General features: G+C 72.6%; 15 protein-coding genes. 8 read left to right on the top strand and 7 right to left on the bottom strand.

Annotated elements, in window-relative coordinates; translation table 11 throughout:
- On the bottom strand, window positions 1-281 hold a 281-nt coding region (locus tag AB8Z36_RS05320; RefSeq protein WP_369211997.1), incomplete at its 3' end, for a DUF998 domain-containing protein.
- Window positions 282-351: 70 nt separating this feature from the next.
- On the opposite strand from AB8Z36_RS05320, the gene AB8Z36_RS05315 reads away from it, so the two are divergent.
- The 3 genes from AB8Z36_RS05315 to AB8Z36_RS05305 all read left to right on the top strand — a co-directional run bounded on the left by AB8Z36_RS05315 (window position 352) and on the right by AB8Z36_RS05305 (window position 4,450).
- Window positions 352-822: a DUF6153 family protein gene (locus AB8Z36_RS05315; RefSeq protein WP_369211996.1), complete on the top strand. Its 471-nt coding sequence runs from the start codon at window positions 352-354 to the stop codon at window positions 820-822.
- A 109-nt stretch (window positions 823-931) separates the two neighbouring features.
- Window positions 932-2,602 carry a multicopper oxidase family protein gene (locus AB8Z36_RS05310; protein ID WP_369211995.1) on the top strand — a complete coding sequence of 557 codons (1,671 nt, stop codon included), beginning with the start codon at window positions 932-934 and terminating at the stop codon, window positions 2,600-2,602.
- A gap of 87 nt (window positions 2,603-2,689) precedes the next feature.
- A complete protein-coding gene (locus AB8Z36_RS05305) occupies window positions 2,690-4,450 on the top strand; it encodes an NAD+ synthase (RefSeq protein ID WP_369211994.1) in 1,761 nt (586 codons plus the stop codon).
- Window positions 4,451-4,531: 81 nt separating this feature from the next.
- Here the strand turns inward: AB8Z36_RS05305 and AB8Z36_RS05300 are convergent, their stop codons facing one another.
- From AB8Z36_RS05300 to AB8Z36_RS05285, 4 genes are all read right to left on the bottom strand, one after another.
- On the bottom strand, window positions 4,532-5,752 hold the full coding sequence (locus AB8Z36_RS05300) for an MFS transporter (protein WP_369211993.1): 1,221 nt from the start codon (window positions 5,750-5,752) through the stop codon (window positions 4,532-4,534).
- Window positions 5,753-5,923: 171 nt separating this feature from the next.
- Complete coding sequence (locus AB8Z36_RS05295; RefSeq protein WP_369211992.1) at window positions 5,924-6,955, bottom strand: endonuclease/exonuclease/phosphatase family protein; 1,032 nt, start codon at window positions 6,953-6,955, stop codon at window positions 5,924-5,926.
- A 233-nt stretch (window positions 6,956-7,188) separates the two neighbouring features.
- Window positions 7,189-7,830, bottom strand: coding sequence for a TetR/AcrR family transcriptional regulator (locus tag AB8Z36_RS05290; RefSeq protein WP_369211998.1), 642 nt, complete (start codon window positions 7,828-7,830; stop codon window positions 7,189-7,191).
- A gap of 51 nt (window positions 7,831-7,881) precedes the next feature.
- Entirely contained in the window at window positions 7,882-9,480 is a 1,599-nt protein-coding gene (locus AB8Z36_RS05285) for an MFS transporter (RefSeq protein ID WP_369211991.1), read from the bottom strand.
- 184 nt (window positions 9,481-9,664) lie between these two features.
- Here AB8Z36_RS05285 and panB point away from each other — a divergent pair, with 184 nt between their 5' ends.
- The 3 genes from panB to AB8Z36_RS05270 all read left to right on the top strand — a co-directional run bounded on the left by panB (window position 9,665) and on the right by AB8Z36_RS05270 (window position 12,539).
- A complete protein-coding gene (panB, locus tag AB8Z36_RS05280) occupies window positions 9,665-10,546 on the top strand; it encodes a 3-methyl-2-oxobutanoate hydroxymethyltransferase (protein WP_369211990.1) in 882 nt (293 codons plus the stop codon).
- A 149-nt stretch (window positions 10,547-10,695) separates the two neighbouring features.
- The gene (locus AB8Z36_RS05275) at window positions 10,696-11,715 is read left to right on the top strand and encodes an ATP-binding cassette domain-containing protein (RefSeq protein WP_369211989.1); all 1,020 of its coding nucleotides are present in this window, start codon (window positions 10,696-10,698) and stop codon (window positions 11,713-11,715) included.
- Window positions 11,712-12,539: an ABC transporter permease gene (locus AB8Z36_RS05270; protein WP_369211988.1), complete on the top strand. Its 828-nt coding sequence runs from the start codon at window positions 11,712-11,714 to the stop codon at window positions 12,537-12,539. Before AB8Z36_RS05275 ends, AB8Z36_RS05270 begins: the two co-directional genes overlap by 4 nt.
- 63 nt (window positions 12,540-12,602) lie before the next feature.
- Here the strand turns inward: AB8Z36_RS05270 and AB8Z36_RS05265 are convergent, their stop codons facing one another.
- A complete protein-coding gene (locus tag AB8Z36_RS05265) occupies window positions 12,603-16,022 on the bottom strand; it encodes an AfsR/SARP family transcriptional regulator (protein WP_369211987.1) in 3,420 nt (1,139 codons plus the stop codon).
- A 61-nt stretch (window positions 16,023-16,083) separates the two neighbouring features.
- On the opposite strand from AB8Z36_RS05265, the gene AB8Z36_RS05260 reads away from it, so the two are divergent.
- Both AB8Z36_RS05260 and AB8Z36_RS05255 read left to right on the top strand, forming a co-directional pair.
- The gene (locus AB8Z36_RS05260; protein ID WP_369211986.1) at window positions 16,084-19,608 is read left to right on the top strand and encodes an indolepyruvate ferredoxin oxidoreductase family protein; all 3,525 of its coding nucleotides are present in this window, start codon (window positions 16,084-16,086) and stop codon (window positions 19,606-19,608) included.
- 143 nt (window positions 19,609-19,751) lie between these two features.
- On the top strand, window positions 19,752-20,603 hold the full coding sequence (locus tag AB8Z36_RS05255; RefSeq protein WP_369211985.1) for an alpha/beta fold hydrolase: 852 nt from the start codon (window positions 19,752-19,754) through the stop codon (window positions 20,601-20,603).
- Between the two features lie 16 nt (window positions 20,604-20,619).
- Here AB8Z36_RS05255 and AB8Z36_RS05250 read toward each other — a convergent pair whose 3' ends face one another.
- Entirely contained in the window at window positions 20,620-22,161 is a 1,542-nt protein-coding gene (locus AB8Z36_RS05250) for a hypothetical protein (RefSeq protein WP_369211984.1), read from the bottom strand.
- Between the last annotated feature and the right edge of the window lie 37 nt (window positions 22,162-22,198).

Here is a 22,198-nt window from a genome sequence, read left to right as displayed (position 1 = left end):
CGTCCCCGCGCCCGCCGCGGCAGCAGCGCCCCCACCGCGCCCGCGAGGACGAGCAGCCCGGCGAGGAGGTCCGTCGTGCGGAAGAAGGCGCCGTACGGCTCCCCTTCGGCGGCGAGTTCGCTGACGTAGGAGCGCAGGGGCGGGAGGCCGGTCGGCAGCACCGCCTCGACCGTCCAGGTGCTGTAGAGGAGCGCGCCGAGCAGCAGCAGCGCGGGCACGGCGCGTGGCGTGGCGGGACGGCCGGCGCGGAGCTCCTGGGCGGGGGCGTCCGTGGTCGTCATGGGCTCATGTTCGGCGCCGCGGCGGGAGCCCGCATGTCGTCGGATACCCGGGAGGGGTAGGGTGCCGCGTATGGCGAGGACGCGGAACCGCACGGGCACCGGGCAGTTGCTGCTGCTCGCCGCGCTGCTCCTCGGCATCGTCACCATGCATACGCTGGGACATCCCGCGGAGACCGCCTCCGGGCACTCCCCCGCCCACGGTAGCGCCAGGTCAGCGGCCTCGGCCGAGGCCGCCCCGGTGCGGGGCACCGACCCGGGCACCCGGATGGCCGGGCCCGCGCACGGCTCCCCGCACGGCATGACGCACTTCGGCGCCGGTGACGAGAGCGGCGGCCACGGCGGCATGGCCATGGATCCGCTGTCCGTGTGTCTGGCGGTGCTCGGCGCCTTCACGCTCGTGGTGCTGGTGCGGGCCGGTCCGTGGCGGCCCGGCGGGGCGCTCGCACGCGCCCCGGCGGCCGGACGGCTCCGGGGACCGGACCGCCCCGAGCCGCCGCCGCCCCGCGCCCTGCTCTCCCGTCTGTCGGTGCTGCGCCTTTAGGCCGGCGCACCGGCTGCTTCGCCCTGCCCGGACCACATGGAACCGGGCCACCCCCGAAGCAGCGGACGCGCCCATTCGCACGCACCACACGACGAGGTGTCACTCAGTCATGCGCAACGAAACCCCGCGCACCCCTTCGCGCCGCACCCTGCTCGGGGCGGCGGCCGCCGTCGCCGGGACGGGCATCCTGACGGCCTGCTCCGGCTCCGCCCCGGGTGAGGGCCACTCCGGCTCGCACGGCCGATCCGGCTCGCAACAGCGGGGCGGCGCGCCGGACCCGGCGGGCTATGTCGACCCGGCGGGACCCGAGGTCGCCGCCGCCGAGCGGAAGCGGGCCCGCGGCGGCCGGGTCCGCGACGTGCGGCTGACGGCCGCGGAGAGCAGGATCGATCTCGGCGGCCGCACCGTACGGACCTGGGCGTACGGAGACGCGCTGCCCGGGAGGGAGGTCCGGGTCACCGCGGGCGACACGCTGGCCCTCACGCTCGCCAACCACCTCCCGCGAGCCACGTCGCTGCACTGGCACGGCATCGCCCTGCGCAACGACATGGACGGCGTCCCCGGGCTCACCCAGAAGGACATCGCGCCCGGGGCGGACCACACCTACCGCTTCACGCTCCCCGACCCGGGGACGTACTGGTTCCATCCGCACTCCGGCACCCAGCAGGACCGCGGCCTGTACGCGCCGCTGATCGTCGAGGACCCCAAGGAGCCCCTGACGTACGACAAGGAGTGGGTGGTCGTCCTGGACGACTGGGTCGACGGGGTGGACGGTTCGACCCCGGACGGTGTGCTCGCGGAGCTGCGGAAGGGCATGTCCGGCCATGACATGGGCGGGGACGGCGGCTCGGGCGGCATGGACCACGGCGGCCACGGCATGGCGGGCATGGAGCACGCCGCCGCGAGGACCGCGCCTTCCCGGGAGCCGTCACCGGGGCCGTCCGGGCCCTCGCGCATGATGATGGGCGCGCGGAGCGAACTGCTCGGCGGTGACGCGGGCGACGTCGCCTACCCGTACTACCTGGTCAACGGGCGTACGCCGAAGGCTCCCGCCCAGTTCAGGGCCCGGCCGGGCGACCGCGTCCGGCTGCGGATCGTCAACGCGGGCGGGGACACCGCCTTCCGGGTGGCGCTCGGCGGGCACGAGATGACGGTGACGCACACCGACGGCTTCCCCGTGGAGCACGCGCGGACGGACGCGCTGCTGCTCGGCATGGGCGAGCGGTACGACGTCCTGGTCACCGTCAAGGACGGCGTCTTCCCGCTGACCGCCGTGGCCGAGGGCAAGAAGGCCGCCGCGCTCGCGGTGCTCCGCACGGGCGGCGGGACGGCGCCCACGGCCTCGGTCCGGCCGAAGGAGCTGACGGGCCGACTCCTGACCGCGGAGAAGCTGCGCGCCGCCGAGTCCGTCGCCCTGCCCTCCCGGAAGCCGGACCGCACGGTACGGCTGCGGCTCACCGGAGGCATGGCCGCGTACGACTGGGCCTTCGACAAGAAGCCCTACTCCCCCGGCAGGCGCCATCCGGTGCGCGCGGGCGAGCGGGTCCGCCTGGTCTTCGCGAACTCCACCTCGATGTGGCACCCCGTGCACCTGCACGGCCACACCTTCGCCCTGGCGAACGTGGCGGGCGGCCCCCGCAAGGACACCGCGGTCGTCCTGCCGAACGGCACCCTGACGGTGGACTTCGACGCGGACAACCCGGGGCTGTGGATGGTCCACTGCCACAACGTCTACCACGCGGAGGCGGGCATGATGACGGTCCTCGGCTACCGCTCCTGACGGGACACCCGGCGCGTGCGGCGGCGCTCACCCCGCCGCACGCGCCCGGCCGGGCATCGTGTCGCTCTGACGATTACACTGGGGCGCGTGCCTCAACTACGCCTCGCCCTGAATCAGATCGACTCGACCGTCGGCGATCTCGCCGGGAACGCCGAGGCGATCGTCCACTGGACCCGGCACTCCGCCGAGCAGGGAGCGCACCTGGTGGCGTTCCCCGAGATGGCGCTGACCGGGTATCCCGTCGAGGACCTCGCGCTGCGGTCGTCCTTCGTCCAGGCCTCGCGGAAGGCGCTGCACGCGCTCGCCGCCCGGCTCAAGGACGAGGGCTTCGGCGAGCTGCCGGTCGTCGTCGGCTACCTCGACCGCACCGAGGAGGCCAAGCCGCGCTACGGCCAGCCCGCGGGCGCGCCGCGCAACGCCGCGGCCGTGCTGCACCGCGGCGAGGTCGTGCTGACCTTCTCCAAGCACCACCTGCCGAACTACGGCGTCTTCGACGAGTTCCGCTACTTCGTGCCCGGCGAGACCCTGCCGGTGCTGCGCGTGCACGGCGTCGACGTCGCCCTCGCCATCTGCGAGGACCTCTGGCAGGACGGCGGCCGGGTGCCCGCGGCCCGTACCGCGGGGGCCGGTCTGCTGCTCTCCATCAACGCCTCGCCGTATGAGCAGAACAAGGACGACCAGCGGCTCGACCTGGTCCGCAAGCGTGCCCAGGAGGCGGGCTGCGTCACCGCGTACCTGGCGATGATCGGCGGACAGGACGAGCTGGTCTTCGACGGCGACTCGATCGTCGTCGACCGGGACGGCGAGGTCATCGCGCGGGCCCCGCAGTTCGCCGAGGGCTGTGTCGTCCTGGACCTGGACCTGCCCGCCGCCGCCGCGGTGCCGCCTTCCGGTGTCGTGGACGACGGGCTGCGCGTCGAGCACGTCACGCTCTCCGACGAGCCGCTGCCGCCGTACGAGGCGGAGCTGACCGGCGGGTACGCCGAGCGGCTCGACGACGACGAGGAGGTGTACTCGGCGCTGGTGGTGGGCCTGCGGGCGTATGCCGCGAAGAACGGTTTCAGCAGTGTCCTGATCGGCCTCTCCGGCGGCATCGACTCGGCGCTCACGGCCGCCATCGCCTGCGACGCGCTCGGCGCGCGGAACGTGTACGGGGTGGCCATGCCGTCCCGCTACTCCTCCGAGCACTCCATCAGCGACGCGGAGGAGCTGGCGCGCCGCACCGGCTGCAACTTCCGTACCGTCTCGATCGCCCCGATGTTCGACGCGTACATGGGCGCGCTCGGTCTGACCGGGCTCGCCGAGGAGAACCTCCAGTCGCGGCTGCGCGGCACGATGCTGATGGCGCTCTCCAACCAGGAGGGCCACATCGTGCTCGCGCCGGGCAACAAGTCCGAGCTGGCGGTGGGGTACTCGACGCTGTACGGCGACTCGGTGGGCGCGTACGGACCCATCAAGGACGTCTACAAGACGGCGATCTTCCGGCTGGCGCGGTGGCGCAACCGGGCCGCCGGGGAGCGCGGGCAGACGCCGCCGATCCCGGAGAACTCCATCAGCAAGCCGCCCAGCGCGGAGCTCCGTCCCGACCAGGTCGACACGGACTCGCTGCCCGACTACCCGGTCCTCGACGGCATCCTTGAGCTGTACGTCGACAAGGACCAGGGCGCCGACGCGATCGTGGCCGCCGGTTACGACCGTGAGCTGGTCACGAAGACGCTGCGGATGGTCGACACCGCCGAGTACAAGCGGCGCCAGTACCCGCCGGGCACGAAGATCTCCGCGAAGGGCTTCGGCAAGGACCGCCGCCTGCCGATCACCAACCGCTGGCGGGAGACCGCCGCGGGCTGACCCGCGCCCGAGCGATGTGCGTACGGCCTGCTCCGCGATGACCGGCGGGGCAGGCCGTACGTGTGCGGGAGCCGGTCCCGGTCAGTGGCGGGACGGCTCGTGCACGCGGGCCGGGCCGGAGGAGGCGGCGACCAGGCGCTCGGTGCCGTGCGCCGGGGACCTGAGGTCCACCAGGTAGGCCACTCCGGCGACCGCGAGGCCGAGGACCGCGAGGACCGCGCCCGTGACCGCGGGCGAGGTCACGCCGAAACCGGCGGCCAGGGCGAGCCCGCCGATCCAGGCACCGCCCGCGTTGGCGAGGTTGAACGCCGCCTGGTTGGCCGACGAGGCCAGCGACGGGGCGGCCGCCGCCTTCTCCATGACCATGAGCTGGAGCGGTGAGCCGGTGGTGAAGGCCGCCATGCCGAGCAGCGCCACCGCGAGGGCCGCGCTCCATCCGGCGCTCATGAGCAGCGGGAAGAGGGCGAGCACGACGGCCAGCGCGGTGAGGCCGCCGAAGAGCGTGCCCCGCAGGGAGTGGTCGGCGAGCCGCCCGCCGAGCAGGTTGCCCGCGGTGGCGCCCACGCCGAACAGCGCGAGGAGCATGGTGACGCTGGACTCCGCGTAACCGGCGGCGTCCGTGAGCATCGGTGTGATGTAGCTGTAGGCGGCGAAGAGCGCGCCGAAGCCCGCGACCGTCGTGCCGAGCGCGAGCCAGACCGGGCCGCTGGCGAGCGCCCGCAGTTCGCCCCGGACGCCGACGGCGTCACCGTGGCCGTGGTCGGCGGGGACGAGCAGCGCGAGCGCGGCGATGGCGACGAGGCCGATGGCGCTGACCGCGAGGAAGGTGGCGCGCCAGCCGAGCTGCTGGCCCATCGCGGTGGCCACGGGGACGCCGACGATGTTGGCGACGGTCAGGCCGAGGAACATCAGGGAGACGGAGCGGGCCTTGCGCTCAGGGCCGACCAGCCCGGTGGCGACGACCGCGCCGACGCCGAAGAAGGCGCCGTGCGGCAGGCCGCTGACGAAGCGGGCGGCGAGCAGCGACGTGTTGTCGGGGGCCACGGCGGAGAGCGCGTTGCCGACGACGAAGAGCACCATCAGGCCGATCAGGACGCGGCGGCGGGGCAGCTTCGCGGTGACGGCGGCGAGCAGCGGGGCGCCGATGACGACGCCGAGCGCGTACGCGGAGACCAGGTGACCGGCGGTGGGGATGGATATGTGCAGGTCGTCGGCGACGTTGGGCAGCAGGCCCATCATCACGAACTCGGTCGTGCCGATGCCGAAGGCGCCCACGGCGAGGGCGAGCAGGGCCAGGGGCATGAAGAAGTACCTTCCACGGAGCTGAGGGGACGGCCTGTTCCCGGCGTAGCCGGGATGGGCCGGAGTGCGGGGACGGAGTCCGTAAGTTTACGTACGGAACAAAGTCTCGCGCACCCAGTATTCCGTGGGGTCAAGATCAGACGACAACGACGTTAAATGGCCGCGGTCGGTTCACGACGACAGGTCGACCCGCGCCGCGATCGGCAGGTGGTCGCTGGCCGTCTCCGGCAGGGTCCAGGAGGAGACCGGCTCCACGCCCTTGACCATGATCTGGTCGATGCGCGCCATCGGGAACGACGCGGGCCAGCTGAAGCCGAAGCCGTTGCCCGCCGCGCCCTGCGTGGAGCGCATCTGGGAGGTGACCGCGTTCAGCGCGCGGTCGTTCATCGTGCCGTTCAGGTCGCCGAGCAGGACGACCTTGCCGAGCCGCTCGTCGGCGATGGCCTCGCCGAGCGCGTCGGCGCTGTTGTCGCGCTGGCTCGCGGTGAAGCCCGCGTCGAGCTTCACGCGCACCGAGGGCAGATGGGCCACGTAGACGCCGACCTGGCCCTTGGGCGTGTCGACCGTCGCGCGCATCGCGCGGACCCAGCCCAGCTTGATGTCCACGGGCCTGCTGTCGGTCAGCGGGTACTTACTCCACAGGCCGACCGTGCCCTGCACCGAGTGGTACTTGTACTGACCCGCGAGGGCCTTCTCGTACGTGGGGACGGCGTCCGCGGTGAGCTCTTCCAGGGCGACCACGTCGGCGCCGGACGCGGCGACGTCCTTGGCGGTGCCCGTCGGGTCGGGGTTGTCGGCGTTCACATTGTGCGTGGCCACCGTGAGGTCGCCGCCGGTGCCGGACTTGTCGCTGATCAGGCCGCCGAAGGAGTTGATCCAGATGACGGTCGGCAGCAGCAGGGCGATCAGCGCGGTGGCCGACTTGCGGACCACGGCGATCACGAGCAGCACCGGGACGAGGAGGCCGAGCCAGGGCAGGAACGTCTCGGTCAGGCTGCCGAGGTTGCCCACGTTGTTGGGGATCTGCGCGTGGAAGAGCATCACCAGGGCGATGAGGACCGCCGCGCCCGCCGTGACCAGACCGCGCCGCCAGATGCCCCGGTCACCGCGCCAGCCGTCGAGCAGGCGCCGGAACCGGGAGCCTGGGCGCTCGGGCCCCGGGCCGCCGCTGTCCGTCTCCGTCACATACGCCTGCTGCGCCATGCCTACGTCGCCTCACTGCCTGCCGTGCACACCGTCACTCCCGCCCTTGAAACCCTAGGCGATGATCGGTGTCGTCCATGCCGTCCCGCGACGGCCGTACGGGCACGAGGACGACCGGGACGGCGCGCGAGGTTCCTGAACGGCGCACGGGAGCGCCCGCTGTGACGAAACGCGCATACTCACGCTTGCCGGTCCCGGCACGCGTCCGCCGGTCCCGGCACGCGCCCGCCGCCTCAGGCCGCCCCGCGTCCGGCCTGGGGCCGGAGACCTTCGAGGACGGTGTCGACGATGCGCTCGGCGAGGTCGTCGTCGAGCGGGGTGTCCGAGCGCATGATCGTGCGCAGCAGCATGGGCCCGACCAGGAGGTCGTTGGCCATCCCGATGTCGACGTCCGCCCGCAGCTCGCCGTTCTCCACGCCCCGCCGCAGCACCTCGTGGGTGAGGCGGCGGCGGGGGTCGATGACGGTGGCGTGGTAGGCCTCCCAGAGCTTGGGCAGGGCCTTCATCTGCGCGAAGACGTTGTGCAGCATGGCCGAGGAGCGCACGGTCAGACCGCGCTTGCGCAGCCCTTCGAGGAGCCGGACGAGGTCGTCGCGCATCGAGGTGCCCGGCAGCTCGGGCACGGGCTCCTCGAAGAGGCGCAGGACGTCGACGAAGAGGGCCTCCCTGCCCGGCCAGCGCCGGTAGATGGTGGCCTTGCCGACCCCCGCGGTGCGGGCGATCCGCTCGATGGACAGCTCCGCGAGCGGCACGCCCTCCTCCAGGAGCCGCACCACTCCCTCGACGATCGCCTGTTCCACCGCCTCGCTCCTGGGGCGCCCGGGGCCGCCCCTGGGCACCGGGGCCCCCTCGGCGGGGTGTGCGCCGTTGGCGATGCGGACCACGTCGTCTCCGTTCTTCCGGCTCCTGCGGCCGGGCCGATTCTCTCAGTGGCCGCCCGCGCCCACGGACTCCGCCTCCTTCTCCGGCGGCCCCTGCTCCCGCGCCGCGCGGCCCGGCAGGAAGAGCCAGACGACCACCGCGCCGAGCGCGGCGACACCCGCGCCCCACAGCGCCGTCACATGCATGGCGTGCAGGAACGAGTCGTTGGCCGCGGTCACCAGGGGCTCGCCGCGCGGGCCCAGCTTCGCCGCGACGCCCAGGGTCGCCTCGATGGACTCGCCCGCGGCGTGCCGGGCGCCCTCGGGCAGCCGGGTCAGCTCGTCCTCCACGCCGTTGCGGTACGCGGTGGAGAGCACCGAGCCGAGGACCGCGATGCCGAGGGCGCCGCCGACCTGCCGGAAGGTGTTGCTCAGCGCGGAGGCGGAGCCCGCCTTCTCGCGCGGCAGGGTCTGCATGATCATGACGCTGGTGGGGGTCATGATGTGCGCGATGCCCGTACCCATCAGGAAGAAGATGACCTCAAGGACCCAGATCGGCGTGTCGGCGTCGAGGATCGTGAAGGCCGCGAGCGTCACCATCACCAGGAGCAGCCCGCCGGTGCACGTCGCGCGGACGCCGAAGCGGTCGACGACGAGCCGGGCGCGCGCCGCGAAGACGAGCTGGGCGACGGCGAGCGGCAGCATCAGCAGGCCGGTCTCCAGCGGCGAGTAGCCGCGCACGCTCTGGGTGTAGAAGACCGCGAAGAACGTCACGCCCATCAGGGCGAAGAAGACCAGGGCCATGGCGCTGATCGCCGCCGAGAACACCTTGTTCCTGAAGTACGTGATGTCGATGGACGGGTGGTCGCTGCGCCTCTCGTAGAACACGAAGCCGACGAGGACGGCGAGGCCGCCGAGCGCGGTGCCGAGGACGGCGGGGTCGGTGAAGTCGGCGAGCTGGCCGCCCTTGATGATGCCGTAGACGAGCAGGACGAGCCCGATGACGGAGAGCGCGACGCCCACCAGGTCGATGCGGCCCGGACGGGGGTCGCGCGAGTCGGGCACGAGCCAGACCATCAGGGCGACGACGATGATCACGATCGGCACGTTGACGAGGAAGACCGAGCCCCACCAGAAGTGGTCGAGCAGCACGCCGCCGGTGATCGGGCCGATGGCGATGGCGAGGCCGACGCCGCCCGCCCAGATCCCGATGGCCTTCGGCTGCTCCTCGCGCTCGAAGACGTGCATGAGCACGGCGAGCGTGGCGGGCATCACGAAGGCCGCGCCGAGGCCCATCACCGCGCGGTAGGCGATGAGCTCCACGGGCGAGCCGGACTGCGCGGCGAGCGCGGAGCCGATGCCGAAGGCGATGAGCCCGGCGAGCAGGACCTTCTTGCGGCCGAGCCGGTCGCCGAGCAGGCCCGCGGTGAAGAGCAGCCCCGCGAAGACGAGGGTGTAGGAGTTGATCGCCCACTCCAGCTCGCTCTGGGTGGCGCCAAGGCCGGTCGGCTCCGGGGTGGAGATCGTCTTGATGGCGACGTTCAGGATCGAGCTGTCGAGCACCACGATCAGCAGGCTGAGCATGAGCACCCCGAGGATCGCCCACCGGCGCCGGTGCACGGATTCCGGGATGCGGGGCGGGGTGGGACGGGCTGAGGTTGACATGGGCCGAGCCTAGCCTCATTTCGATACGAGCCCGTCTCGTATTGGAAAGACTTTACTCGGGGTGTCGCATCCTGGGAGCACGGGCGATGAGGCCACTAGCCCGGAGGCGGCACCTGGTGCCACCATGGACGTGGTCCGGAGACGCCGTCAGGGCGCTTCGAGATGACAAGAAGGAGCCGTTGCGATGACGCAGCTTTCGGCTGCCCAGATGAGTGCCGACGCCCCGCGGAGCCCCGACAGCAGCAAGGCGCTGTACGGCGGCAAGGGCACCCGGCGCATCACTGTGCGCGACATCACCGCCGCCAAGGAGCGCGGCGAGAAGTGGCCCATGCTCACCGCCTACGACGCGATGACCGCGTCCGTCTTCGACGAGGCGGGCATCCCCGTCCTGCTCGTCGGCGACTCGGCGGGCAACTGCCACCTCGGGTACGAGACCACCGTGCCCGTCACGCTCGACGAGATCACCATGCTCTCGGCGGCCGTCGTACGGGGCACGAGCCGCGCCCTGGTCGTCGGCGACCTGCCGTTCGGCTCGTACCAGGAGGGCGCGGTCCAGGCGCTGCGTTCGGCGACCCGGCTGGTGAAGGAGGCGGGCGTCGGCGCGGTGAAGCTGGAGGGCGGCGAACGCTCCCTCGCCCAGACCGAGCTGCTCGTCCAGTCCGGCATCCCGGTCATGTCCCACCTGGGCCTGACCCCGCAGTCCGTGAACACCATGGGCTACCGCGTGCAGGGCCGCGGCGACGAGGCGGCGCACCGGCTGCTGCGGGACGCCAAGGCGGCGCAGGACGCGGGCGCGTTCGCCGTCGTCCTCGAACTCGTGCCCGCGGAGCTGGCCGAGGAGGTCACGCGGTCCCTCCAGATCCCGACCGTCGGGATCGGCGCGGGCTCGGCGTGCGACGCCCAGGTCCTGGTCTGGACGGACATGCTGGGCCTCACGTCCGGCAGGATGCCCCGCTTCGTGAAGCAGTACGCGGACCTGCGGGGCGTCATGACGAACGCCGCGCGGGCGTTCGCGGACGAGGTGGTGGACGGCGCGTTCCCGGCGCCCGAGCACGCGGTCCACTAGAACACCCGGCCCGCCGGGGCCCGAAGACCATCGCGGCACCATGGCAGCCCGTCGATTTCCCCCGTCGACGGGCTGTCCGCCGTTCCGGGCGCCGGGGCTGTCGGTGGGATGTCGGCCGATTGTCGGTGGCGCCTGGCATCTTGTTCCGCATGACGCGAATCGACAAGAACCCCGGCAGCGCAGGGAGCGCGGTCACCGTAAGGGGACTGGTCAAGCACTACGGCGAGACCAAGGCACTGGACGGCGTGGACGTCGACGTGCGCGAGGGCACCGTCCTCGGCGTGCTCGGTCCGAACGGCGCCGGCAAGACCACCCTCGTGCGCTGCCTCTCCACCCTGGTCAAACCGGACGCGGGCACGGCGCTCGTGGCGGGCTTCGACGTGGTGCGGCAGCCCCGGCAGCTCCGCCGCGCCATCGGCCTCACCGGTCAGTACGCGGCGGTGGACGAGAAGCTCTCCGGCCGCGAGAACCTGTACATGATCGGGCGGCTGCTCGACCTCTCCCGCAAGGAGGCCAGGGCGCGCGCCGACGGCCTGCTGGAGCGGTTCTCCCTCACCGAGGCCGCCAAGCGGCCCGCGGGCACCTACTCCGGCGGTATGCGCCGCCGCCTCGACCTGGCCGCCTCGATGATCGGCAGCCCGGCCGTGCTCTATCTGGACGAGCCGACGACCGGCCTCGACCCCCGCACCCGCAACGAGGTGTGGGCGGAGGTCAAGCGCATGGTCGGCGACGGCGTGACCGTCCTGCTCACCACGCAGTACATGGAAGAGGCCGAGCAGCTCGCCTCCGAGCTGACGGTCATCGACCGCGGCAAGGTCATCGCCAAGGGCGGCATCGAGGAGCTCAAGGCCAAGGTCGGCGGCCGCACGCTGCGCATCCGCCCGGCCGACCCGCTGGAGCTCCGCCCGCTGGCGTCCACCCTGGACGACCTGGGCCTGACCGGCATCGCCACCTCCACCGTGGACGCCGAGACCGGCACCGTCCTGGTGCCGATCCTCAGCGACGAGCAGCTCACCGCGGTGGTCGGCGCGGTCGTCGCGCGCGGCATCACGATCGGCTCGATAGCCACCGAACTGCCCAGCCTGGACGAGGTGTTCCTCTCCATCACGGGCCAGAAGGCCAGCACCCCGCAGGACGCCCGTCCCGAACTGGAGGAGGTCGCCGTATGAGCACCACCACTCTCACCCCGCCCCTCTCCCAGGGGGACGCGGACGCCCGCATCGGCCTGCGCGGCCATGTGCGCCACACCGGCGCGCTGGTGCGCCGCAACCTCCTCTGGATCCGCCAGGACCCGGAGTCGATGTTCGACGCGGTCCTGATGCCGATCGTCTTCACGCTCCTGTTCGTCTACGTCTTCGGCGGTTCCATCGGCCAGGCGCTCGGCGGCGGCCAGGACCAGTACGTGCAGTACGTGGTCCCCGGCATGATGGCGATGATGAGCATGAACATCGCCATGGCGGTCGGCACGGGGTTCAACCAGGACTTCCAGACCGGCATCATGGACCGCTTCCGCACCCTGCCGATCGGCCAGGGCTCGGTCCTCTTCGCCAAGATCGTGGTCGAGCTGATGCGGATGCTCATCGCGACGACGATCATGATGATCGTCGGTGTCCTGGTCGGTTTCGACATCACCGACTGGGGCGGTCTGTTCGCCGCGGTGGCCCTGTCGGCCCTCTTCGGCTCGTCGATCATGTGGATCTTCCTGGTCCTCGGCGTCACGATGAAGAGCGCCCAGTCCGTGCAGGCGATGGGCTTCCTCGTCCTGATGCCGCTCCAGTTCGGCTCGTCGATCTTCGCGCCGACCCGGTCCATGCCGGGCTGGCTCCAGGCCTTCACCGACTACAACCCGCTCTCCTCGCTCGCGGACTCCGCGCGCGGCCTGATGGTCGGCGGCCCGGTGGCGCACGACGTCTGGGTGACGGTCGGCTGGTCGGTGGCGCTCACGCTGGTGATGGCGCCGATCGCGATCCACAAGTTCCGCACCAAGAGCTGACGTCGGCCCGGGAGGTACCGACCCGGACCGGCCCGACCCGGACCGGCCCGGCGGCGGACCGGCTCAGCCCGCGCAGAGGGCGACTGCCTCGTCCAGCGACAGGCCGTCGCCCTTCGCGTACGCCGCCTCGAACCGCGCGGTGCCCAGCGCCGCGCGGGCGAGGCGTTCGGCGGAGTCGCGGATGTCCCGCTCGGTGGCGTTCGGGGAGTGGCCCGGCGGCAGCTCCCTGGCGGCGGCCGCCAGGAGGCGGGCGGCGTCCTCGGCCCGGCCGCCGCCGTCCAGGGCGGCCATGGCGTGGGCCGCGATCCACAGATGGACGGCGGTGCCCTGCGGCGCCACGATCCGGGCCAGCGAGTCGCGGCTGCCCGTGAGCGCCTCGCCCGCCATGGCGAGCCCCCGCGCGGGCCGCCCGTCGAGCGTGGCGATCCAGGCCTCTATGCCGCGCACGAAGCTGTCGAAGACCGCGTAGCCGATCAGGCTGAACTCATTGCGCAGCAGCTCCAGTTGCTCGCGCGCCTCGTCGAGCCTGCGGGCCCGCCCGAGACCGCTGATCAGGAACAGCCTGGCCGCCGGGATCGCCTCGCCCGCGGCGGCACGGCCGCTGCCCGCGAGGATCTCCCGCAGCAGCGCCTCACCCCGCTCGAACTGGTCGGCCTCCAGGAGCACCGAGCCGAGGCGGGCCTTCAGAACGGCGACCTGTGCCTGGGCGCCGAGCCGGGCGGAGTACTCCGCGGCGGCCTCGAAGTCGGCGGCGGCCGCCACGAACTCGCCCCGCTGCTCGTAGGACTCCCCGCGCGCCGACAGCGCCTCGGCGATGCCCCACATGTCCCCGAGCTCCTCGAAGGCCCGCAGCGCCTCGTCCGCGTCGCGCCGGGCGTCCCCCGCCCAGTCGGCCCGGTTGGCGAGGATGTTGGCCCGCGTCTGGAGGGCGGCGGCCAGCTCCCACCGGTAGCCGAAGGCGCGGCAGGCGGCGACCGTCTCGTCGAGGGTGGCGCGCAGCAGCTCCAGGTCGCCGCCGAGCAGCACCGCGAAGAACCAGAGGTTGCCCGGCGTGCGGCAGGTCTGCGGCAGACCGGGGCGGTACACGGTCCTGATGCCGCGCAGCTTCTGCCCGGCCTCCGGCGTCTGCCACTCCTCCATGTCCATGTCCATGCAGGAGAGATGGAGCAGATGGGCCCCGCGACGCGCCTCCTGGAGAACCTCGGGACTCATCGGAGGAGGCGCGGCCGTGCACGGCTCGTACAGCGGCGGCGCGGGAACATGGGGCGGCGCGAAGGGGTCGGGTCCGAGGGCGGTGACGTCGCGGGCCCAGTTGCGCGTCTCCGCGCGCAGCCCGCGGATCTGCCAGTACCAGGAGAGGGAGAGCACGAGGCAGAGCGCCTCCTGCTCGTCCCCGGCGGCCACGGCGTGCCGCAGGGCGGTGCGTACGTTCTCGTACTCGGTCTCCAGGCGCTCGACGGCGCGGCGCTGGCCGGGTCCGCGCAGTTCGGGGTCGGCGGTCCGCGCCACCTCGCGGTAGTGCGTGAGGTGCGCGCGCTCGGCACCGGTGCGGTCACCGGCCTCGTCGAGCCGTTCGCCCGCGTACTCGGCGACGGTCTCCAGGAGGCGGTAGCGCATGCCGCCGTCGGAGCGGGCCGAAGGTGCGGCGACGACGAGGGACTTGTCCACGAGGGAGCCGAGCGGCCCCGCGACGTCGTGCGTCCCGCCGTCGGTGGCGCAGACCGCTTCGGCGGCCGACAGGTCGCAGCCGCCCGCGAAGACGGAGAGGCGGCGCAGCACGGCCCGCTCGGCGTCGTCGAGCAGTTCCCAGGACCAGTCGACGACCGCGCGCAGGGTCTGCTGGCGCGGCAGGACCGTACGGGCGCCGCTGGTCAGGAGCCGGAAGCGGTCGTCGAGGCGGTCGGCGATCTGGCGTGGGGTGAGCATCCGCAGCCGGGCGGCGGCCAGTTCGATGGCGAGCGGGAGGCCGTCGAGGCGGCGGCAGATCTCGGCGGCGGCCTCGGGGTCGGCGTCGACGGTGAATCCCGGCCTGGCGGCGGCGCCGCGCTCGGCGAGCAGGCGCAGCGCGACCGGTTCGGGCAGCGGTTCGACGGGGCGCAGCGACTCGCCGGGGACGCCGAGGGGTTCGCGGCTCGTGGCGAGGACGCGCAGGCCGGGGCAGCGGGCGAGGAGTTCGTCGGCGAGGTGGGCGGCGGCCTCGACGACGTGTTCGCAGTTGTCCAGGATGATCAGCATGCGGCGCCCCGCGCAGTGCTCGACGAGGCGGACTACGGGGTCCTCGCCGTGCCGTTCGGAGAAGACCCGCATCTCCTCGGCACCGGCGCCGCGCAGCACGGTCTCGCGGGCCCCGAGCGCGGTGAGGAGCGCCTCCGGCACGTCCGCGGGGTCCTCGACGGGCGCCAGTTCGGCCAGCCAGACGCCGTCGGGCAGATCCCCGGCGACGGCCTCGGCCGCCTCCTGCGAGAGCCGTGTCTTGCCCGCGCCGCCGGGGCCGAGCAGCGTGACGAGCCGGGCGCGCGCGAGGTCGCCGCGCAGCGCGTCGATGTCGGCCTCGCGGCCGACGAAGGAGGTCAGGCGGGCGCGGAGGTTGCCGGGCCGCGGCGGGCGCTCCGGCGCGCGGGGACGTCCGGGATCGCGGCCGTCGGACGGGGCACGGGACGGACCCTGCCGGGGCGGCTCGGGGTGCGGCTCCCGGTGTGGCTCGGGGCGCGGTGCGGCACTCGGCTCCGGGGTGCGGAGCAACTCCTCGTGCAGGGCTCGCAGTTCGGGGCCCGGGTCGGTGCCGAGCCGGTCGGCGAGGGTGCGCCGTACGCCGTCGTACGCGGCCAGCGCCTCCGCCGCGCGTCCGGCGTCCCTGAGCGCGCGCAGCCGCAGGACATGCAGCGGCTCGTCCAGCGGGTGGGTGTCGCACAGCGCGCCCAGCTCGGGCAGGACCTGCTCCGCCTGTCCGAGGGCGAGGGCGGCGGCCGTCCTCGCCCGGCGGGCGTCCAGGCGGCGCGCCTGCCAGCGGGCGGCGTGCGTCGCGCGGTCGGGCAGATCGGCGAGGGGCTCGCCGCCCCACAGGCCGAGCGCGTCGTCCAGGAGTCCGGCCGCCTTCGGCGCGTCGCCCTCGGCCAGCGCGTCCACGCCCTCGCCCACCAGCCGGTCGAAGCGGAACACGTCCACGTCGTCGGGGAGCGCGCGGAGCAGATAGCCGCCGTCCACCGAGGCGATGACGTCCGGGCCCAGCGCCCTGCGGAGCCTGCCGACCAGGGCTTGCAGGGCGCCCGGCGCGTCCGCGGGCGGCTCGGCGGCCCATACCTCGTCGACCAGGGCGCGGGCGGGCACCACGCGGCCCGCGCGCAGGGCGAGCACGGTCAGGAGGGCGCGCAGGCGGGGTCCGCCGACGGCGACGGAGGTGCCGTCGGGGCGGAGTACCCGGCTCGGGCCGAGGAGGCGGTAGCGCACGCCCCCATTGGSGCCCGGGGCGGGCCAGGGGCCCATGCTGGTGCGACTGTGCCCAGCGCGCTCGCTCCGCGCCCCTCCAGCCTGAACAGGAAACGACATGACGACCTTCGTCAGTGCCGACTTCCGTCCCCACGACGGTGAACGCGACGGCGCGCCGGTCGACCCCCGCCGACGGTACGAGGCCACGGCCGGTCGCGTGCAGCTCACCGGGATTCAGGCACTGGCGCGGCTGCCGATCGACCAGCACCGTCGTGATCTGGCTGCGGGCAAGGACGTCGCCACCTTCGTCTCCGGCTACGAGGGTTCGCCGCTTGCGGGGTACGACCTCGAGTTGGGCCGCCTGCGTTCGTTGCTGGACGCCAACAGTGTGCGGCACGTCCCCGGGCTGAACGAGGAGGCCGCGGCCACCGCGGTGCAGGGCAGCCAACTGGTCAACACCCTTGACGGCGCCACGCACGACGGCGTGCTCGGCATCTGGTACGGCAAGGCACCGGGTCTCGACCGGGCCACCGACGCCCTGCGGCACGGCAACCTCATGGGCGCCCACCCCGCGGGCGGCACCCTGGTGCTCGTGGGCGACGATCCCGCCGCGAAGTCGTCGAGCGTGCCGTGCTCCTCGGAGCTCGCGCTGATGGACCTCGCCATTCCGTTCCTCTACCCGGCCGACTCGCAGGAGGTCCTCGAACTCGGCCTTCACGCGGTGGAGCTGTCGCGGGCCAGCGGCCTCTACGCGGGGTTGAAGATCGTCACCGCGGTCGCCGACGGCTCCTCGCTCGTCGACCTCGGTGCCGAGCGTCCGGCACCGGTCCTGCCGTCGGGCTCGGGCCGCCACCAGCCGACCGCCCGCCTCCTCCAGCCCACCCTCGGTCCGCTGGAGCGGGACCTGCTGACCACCCGGCTGCGCCTCGCCCGTGAGTACTGTCGGCTCAACCAGCTCAATCGGATCGAACTGCGCGGTGCGGACGACGTCATAGGGATCGCGGCCTCCGGGCGCACCTACCGCGAACTGCGCGCCGCACTGGACCGGCTCGGCCTCAACGACGCGCAGCTCACCGAGGCAGGCATCCGGCTCCTCAAGATCTCGATGCCCTACCCCCTGGACGCCGAGACCATCGTCGAGTTCGCCGACGGTCTCGACCAGATCATCGTCGTCGAGGAGAAGCGCTCCTTCATCGAGACCGCGGTGCGCGAAGCGCTCTACGGCCGGGCCGGTGCGCCCCGGGTCTTCGGCAAGGAGGACGAGCACGGCAAGGAACTGATCCCTGCCTACGGTGAGCTCGACGCCGACGCGCTGATCCGCCCGCTCGCCCGCGAGCTGGGTGCACGCGGTGTCCCGGTGGAGCGGCAGCGCCTGGAGCGGATCGACGGCCGCGCTCAGCTCCCGCTGATCAGCCTGCCCAAGCGGGCCCCCTACTTCTGCTCCGGATGCCCGCACAACAGCTCCACCAAGGTTCCGGACGACTCGCTGGTCGGCGGTGGCATCGGCTGTCACGCCATGGTGCTGCTCATGGACGAGGACCAGGTCGGCACGGTCACCGGCCTCTCCCAGATGGGCGGCGAGGGCCTTCAGTGGATCGGCATGGCGCCCTACACCCGGCGCGAGCACTACCTTCAAAATCTGGGTGACGGCACCTTCGACCACTCCGGCTCGCTGGCGATCAGGGCCGCCGTGGCCGCCGGGGTGAACATCACCTACAAGCTCCTCTACAACTCCGCCGTCGCGATGACCGGCGGGCAGAGCGCGGTCGGTGCCATGGACCTGCGCCAGATCGTCGACGTCCTGCGCGCCGAGAAGGTGGCCCGGATCATCGTCACCACCGACGACGTACGCCGGACCCGGAGCATGCGGCTGCCGCACGGTGTGCCGGTGTGGGACCGGGCCCGTACGGAGGAGGCGCAGCGGGCGCTGGCCGGGATTCCCGGCGTCACCGTCCTCATCCACGACCAGGAGTGCGCCACCGAGAAGCGCCGCAAGTGGAAGCGCGGCAAGCTGGACAAGCCCACCACGCGGGTGTTCATCAACGAGCGCATCTGTGAGGGCTGCGGTGACTGCGGGCACAAGTCCAACTGCCTGTCGGTGCAGCCGGTCGCGACGGAGTTCGGCCGCAAGACCCAGATCCACCAGGCCTCGTGCAACGTCGACTACAGCTGTCTCAAGGGCGACTGCCCGGCCTTCATGACCATCACCGGGGTGGAGTCGGCCAAGAGCGCCGCCGCGGGTACGGCCCGTGACCCGCGTGTCCGTGGTGAGGCCGCGATCGCCGACCCCGTGCCGACTGTCGCGGGCGGTGACTTCGGCGTACGGCTGACCGGCGTCGGCGGCACCGGCGTGGTGACGATCTCTCAGATCCTCGCCACCGCGGGGCTGCTCGCCGGTTGGACACCGCGCTCGCTGGACCAGACCGGCCTGGCACAGAAGGGCGGCGCGGTCGTCTCCGACATCCGCTTCCACCGGGCGGGGGAGGGGCGCAGCAACAAGCTGGGTGCGGGCGAGTGCGACCTCTACCTCGGCTGCGACATCCTGGTGGCCGCCGACGAGAGCAACCTCATGGTGGCGGCCCCCGACCGGACGGTGGCGGTGCTCAACACCGCGAAGGTCGCGACCGGTCACATGGTCGCCGACGTGCACCAGACCTTCCCCGACCCCTCGGCGATGAGCGAGCGGCTGCTGGCGCGGGTGCGCCCCGGAGCGGAGGTGCTGGACGCGCGCGAGACGGTGCTGGCGCTCCTGGGCGACGACCAGTACCTGAACACCTTCATGGTCGGCGTCGGGTTCCAGCTCGGCGCGCTGCTGCTGCCCGCCGAGGCCGTCGAGGAAGCGATCCGTATCAACGGCGTCGCGGTGGAGGCCAACCTCCAGGCGTTCCGCTACGGGCGGCTGTGGGTGGCGGACCGCGCCACGGTGACGGCCGCTCTGGCCAAGGACGACTCCCGCCGCTCCCAGGCCGACGCCACGCAAGCCGTGGACTCCTCCGCCGATTCCACGCCGCTCGACCGGCTCGTGGCCCGCCGTATCCGCGAACTGACGGCCTACCAGGACGCCGCCTACGCCACCCGGTACGCCCGGACGGTGGACGCGGTCCGCGCACGCGAGCAGCAGGTCAACCCCGGCGCCGAGGATCTGACCACGGCGGTCGCGGAGAACCTGTTCAAGCTGATGGCCTACAAGGACGAGTACGAAGTGGCCCGCCTCGCCCTGGACGAGGGCGTCGCGGCCGAGGTGGCCGAGCAGTTCGGACCCGGTGCGCGGGCGCAGTGGAACCTCCAGCCGCCGGTGCTGCGCGCCCTCGGCATGCAGCGCAAGATCCGGCTGGGTGGCTGGTTCCGGCCCGGCTTCACCGCCCTCTACGGCATGCGGCGGCTGCGGGGCACCGCGCTCGACCCCTTCGGGCGGGCCGAGGTGCGCAAGGTCGAGCGGGCGCTTCTGGCGGACTACGCCGGGCGCGTCACCCGTCTGCTCTCCGCGCTCACCCCCGCCAACCACGCCACTGCCGTGCAGATCGCCTCGCTGCCCGACATGGTCCGCGGCTTCGAGGAGGTCAAGCTCCGCAATGTCGAGGCCTACCGCGCCCGGCTGCGGGAGCTGACCGAGCGCTTCGAGCAGGCCTCCGACGCGGGATGATTTCTCCGGCTGGGGGCGGGGAGCCTGGAAGTTTCCTCCGTACGGTTTGCGCGCGCGCCGTGATTCGATCGCTGTGAGCCGTGCACGGCAGGCGCCTCACGCACGTCGTGCACGCCCAGCGCGCAGAACGGAGAATCGAGCCCATGGCCTACATCGCGGCGGACGACGGCGTCCGTCTCCATTACACGGAGGCGGGCGATCCCGCCGGGCGGCCCGTCGTGCTGCTCGCGGGCTTCAAGGCGTCCGCGACCAGCTGGCTCTATCAGGCCGGTCCGCTCGCGGCGGCCGGACACCGGGTCCTCTCCGTCGACCTGCGCGGCCACGGGCAGGCCGACCGGCCGGAGACGGGCGTCGACATGGCGCGCCGCGGACAGGACGTACGGGTCTTCCTGGACGCTCTGTCCCTGCGCGATGTGCTGGCCGTCGGCGGCTCGATGGGCGGCAACACGATCTGGTCGTACATCGCGCAGTGCGGTGCCGACCGACTCGCGGGGATCGTGGTCGTGGACCAGACCCCGAAGATGCTGAACACGGCGGACTGGTCCCACGGCTTCTACGGCTACGAGGAGTCCAACGCCGACACCTACTTCGCCGAGCGCATCCCCGAGACCGGGCATGGCACCCCCCTGTGGCGGCGCGGCAGGCGACTGGTGCGCCTGGCCAGGGCGATGAAGGGCGGCGAGCGCACCCTCACCCCGGGCGAGAGGGTCCTGCTCAATGATCACGCGAAGGCCGACTGGCGCCCCGTGATCGCGTCCACCGGTGTGCCGGTCCTGTTCGCGGCCGGAGCCGAGAGCGAGTTCTGGCCGCCGTCGCACGCGACCGCCGCGGCGTCGTTCGCGCCCCGGGGCACCTCGGCCGTCATCGCCGCCGCCGGGCACGCCACCAACATCGAGCAGCCGAAGAGGTTCAACCGAGCCCTTCTCGACTTCGAAGGCACACTCGCGGTTCCCCGGAACCTGAACCGGAACCGGAACCGAGACCGGGAGCACTGACTGATCGCTCGGGTGCCTAGGGGAGGGCCGCGGGGCTCTCCGCCACCTTCCGCAGGAGTCGGCCCACCTCCGGGCGGATCACGTGGTGATGGCCTCCCATCGGGACGTCGGCCGAGCGGAAGAGGGAGGAGGCGTCCACGTTCGTGTACGGCATCTTGCTCAGGTCCCGCGCCGACATCTCGTTCAGGGCGTCCAAGGTGATGTCGGGCGGGCCGTCGACGCCCTGGATGCCGTCGAAGCCGAGGGCACCCCATTTGCGGGCCGTCGTGGCCATCTCCGCCGAGTCGCCGATCATCTGGGCCGACAGCGGATACAGCACGCCCAGGTGGGTGTCGAGATGGGAGAAGGTGCAGATCAAAGGTCCCTGCACCAGACGCCGCTGATTCCAGAGCGCGCCGTGCCCGGAGACCTGCTGGGGCAGGCTGTCGGCGAAGACGAAGTGCGACATCTCCGCCTGGAGCAGCGTGAGGGAGGCGAGCGTGACCGACTCGGAATGCCTTGCCTCAAGGCCCCGCAGCGCGAAGCCCGCCAGGCGTCCGCCCAGGCCGTGTCCGACCAGGTGAATCCGTGTCTCGCTCGACTCCACGAGGGCGGAGAGACACGGGCCGAGCCCCGCCTGCCCCACCGCGCCCGCCCGGCGGCGCAGCACATGCCGCACCACTTGGCGGAACAGCTCATGAGCACCTCGCCACACCTCGGCAGGTCCCTGACGGTGCCGGTCCAACCCGACCGGGCCGCCCGTGGCGACCGTGCCCACCCTGTTCACCCGGTCGCTGCGCGGTGCGGTCGGCCTGTGACCCGCCACCCGGATCTCGGGCAGGGTGCCTTCCTCGGACACCTCGGCGTCGGGCGTCTCGCCATCAGACGCCTCGGCACCTGACGCACCGGCCCCGTCCTCCTGACGGCCGGATTCCCCCGGCTCCTGGTCCTCTGCGGCGCTCATCAGATCGCTGAGCGCGCCCGCGAACTCCCCGCACACCGTCTTGGTGTCCTCGAACAGCATGAGCGGGTCGCTCTGCGGCAGGATCTCGCCCTCCGTGTCGGCGGCGTATTCGGCCAGTGGGTCCTGCAAGGGGATCTCCGCCAGCCGCCGCAGCGCCGACCCGAGGTCGTCGAAGGCCCTGTCGTGCGGGGGCTGCTCGCGCAGCAGCTCCGCGATCTCCGCCAACGGAGCGGAACCGTCGGGCAGATGGCGCAGGAGGTCCTCGTACAGGGTCTTGCTGATCCCGGGGCGCCCCGCACGTTCCTGCTCCGTCACCTGCTGCGCGATGCCCCAGACACCCTCGTCCCGGAAACACAGGGAAGGCCACTGTACGGTCAGGCAACCCGCACCGCCCGCCGCGTCCGCCCACGCGTCGGCGAGCATCCCGTGAAAGGCGCTGTCGGCGTCCCGGGTCACGCTCTCGTCGTTGTGGGCGCCGTGCACCACCACGTACAGATGCTCGATGCCGCTGTCCCGCACGGCTTCCCGCACGCTCCTGACCTCGGCCGGATCGACCTGGGCCCGCGCGTCGAAACGCAGGGTACCGACGTCGTGCAACGTGGTCTGTCGCGCCATGGCTTCCCTCCCGTGGGACGTCGTCGAGGACACCCGG

It is taken from the genome of Streptomyces flavofungini (assembly GCF_041028215.1).
Lineage (GTDB): Bacteria > Actinomycetota > Actinomycetes > Streptomycetales > Streptomycetaceae > Streptomyces > Streptomyces flavofungini_B.
This window is presented reverse-complemented; position numbering and strand designations above follow the sequence as displayed.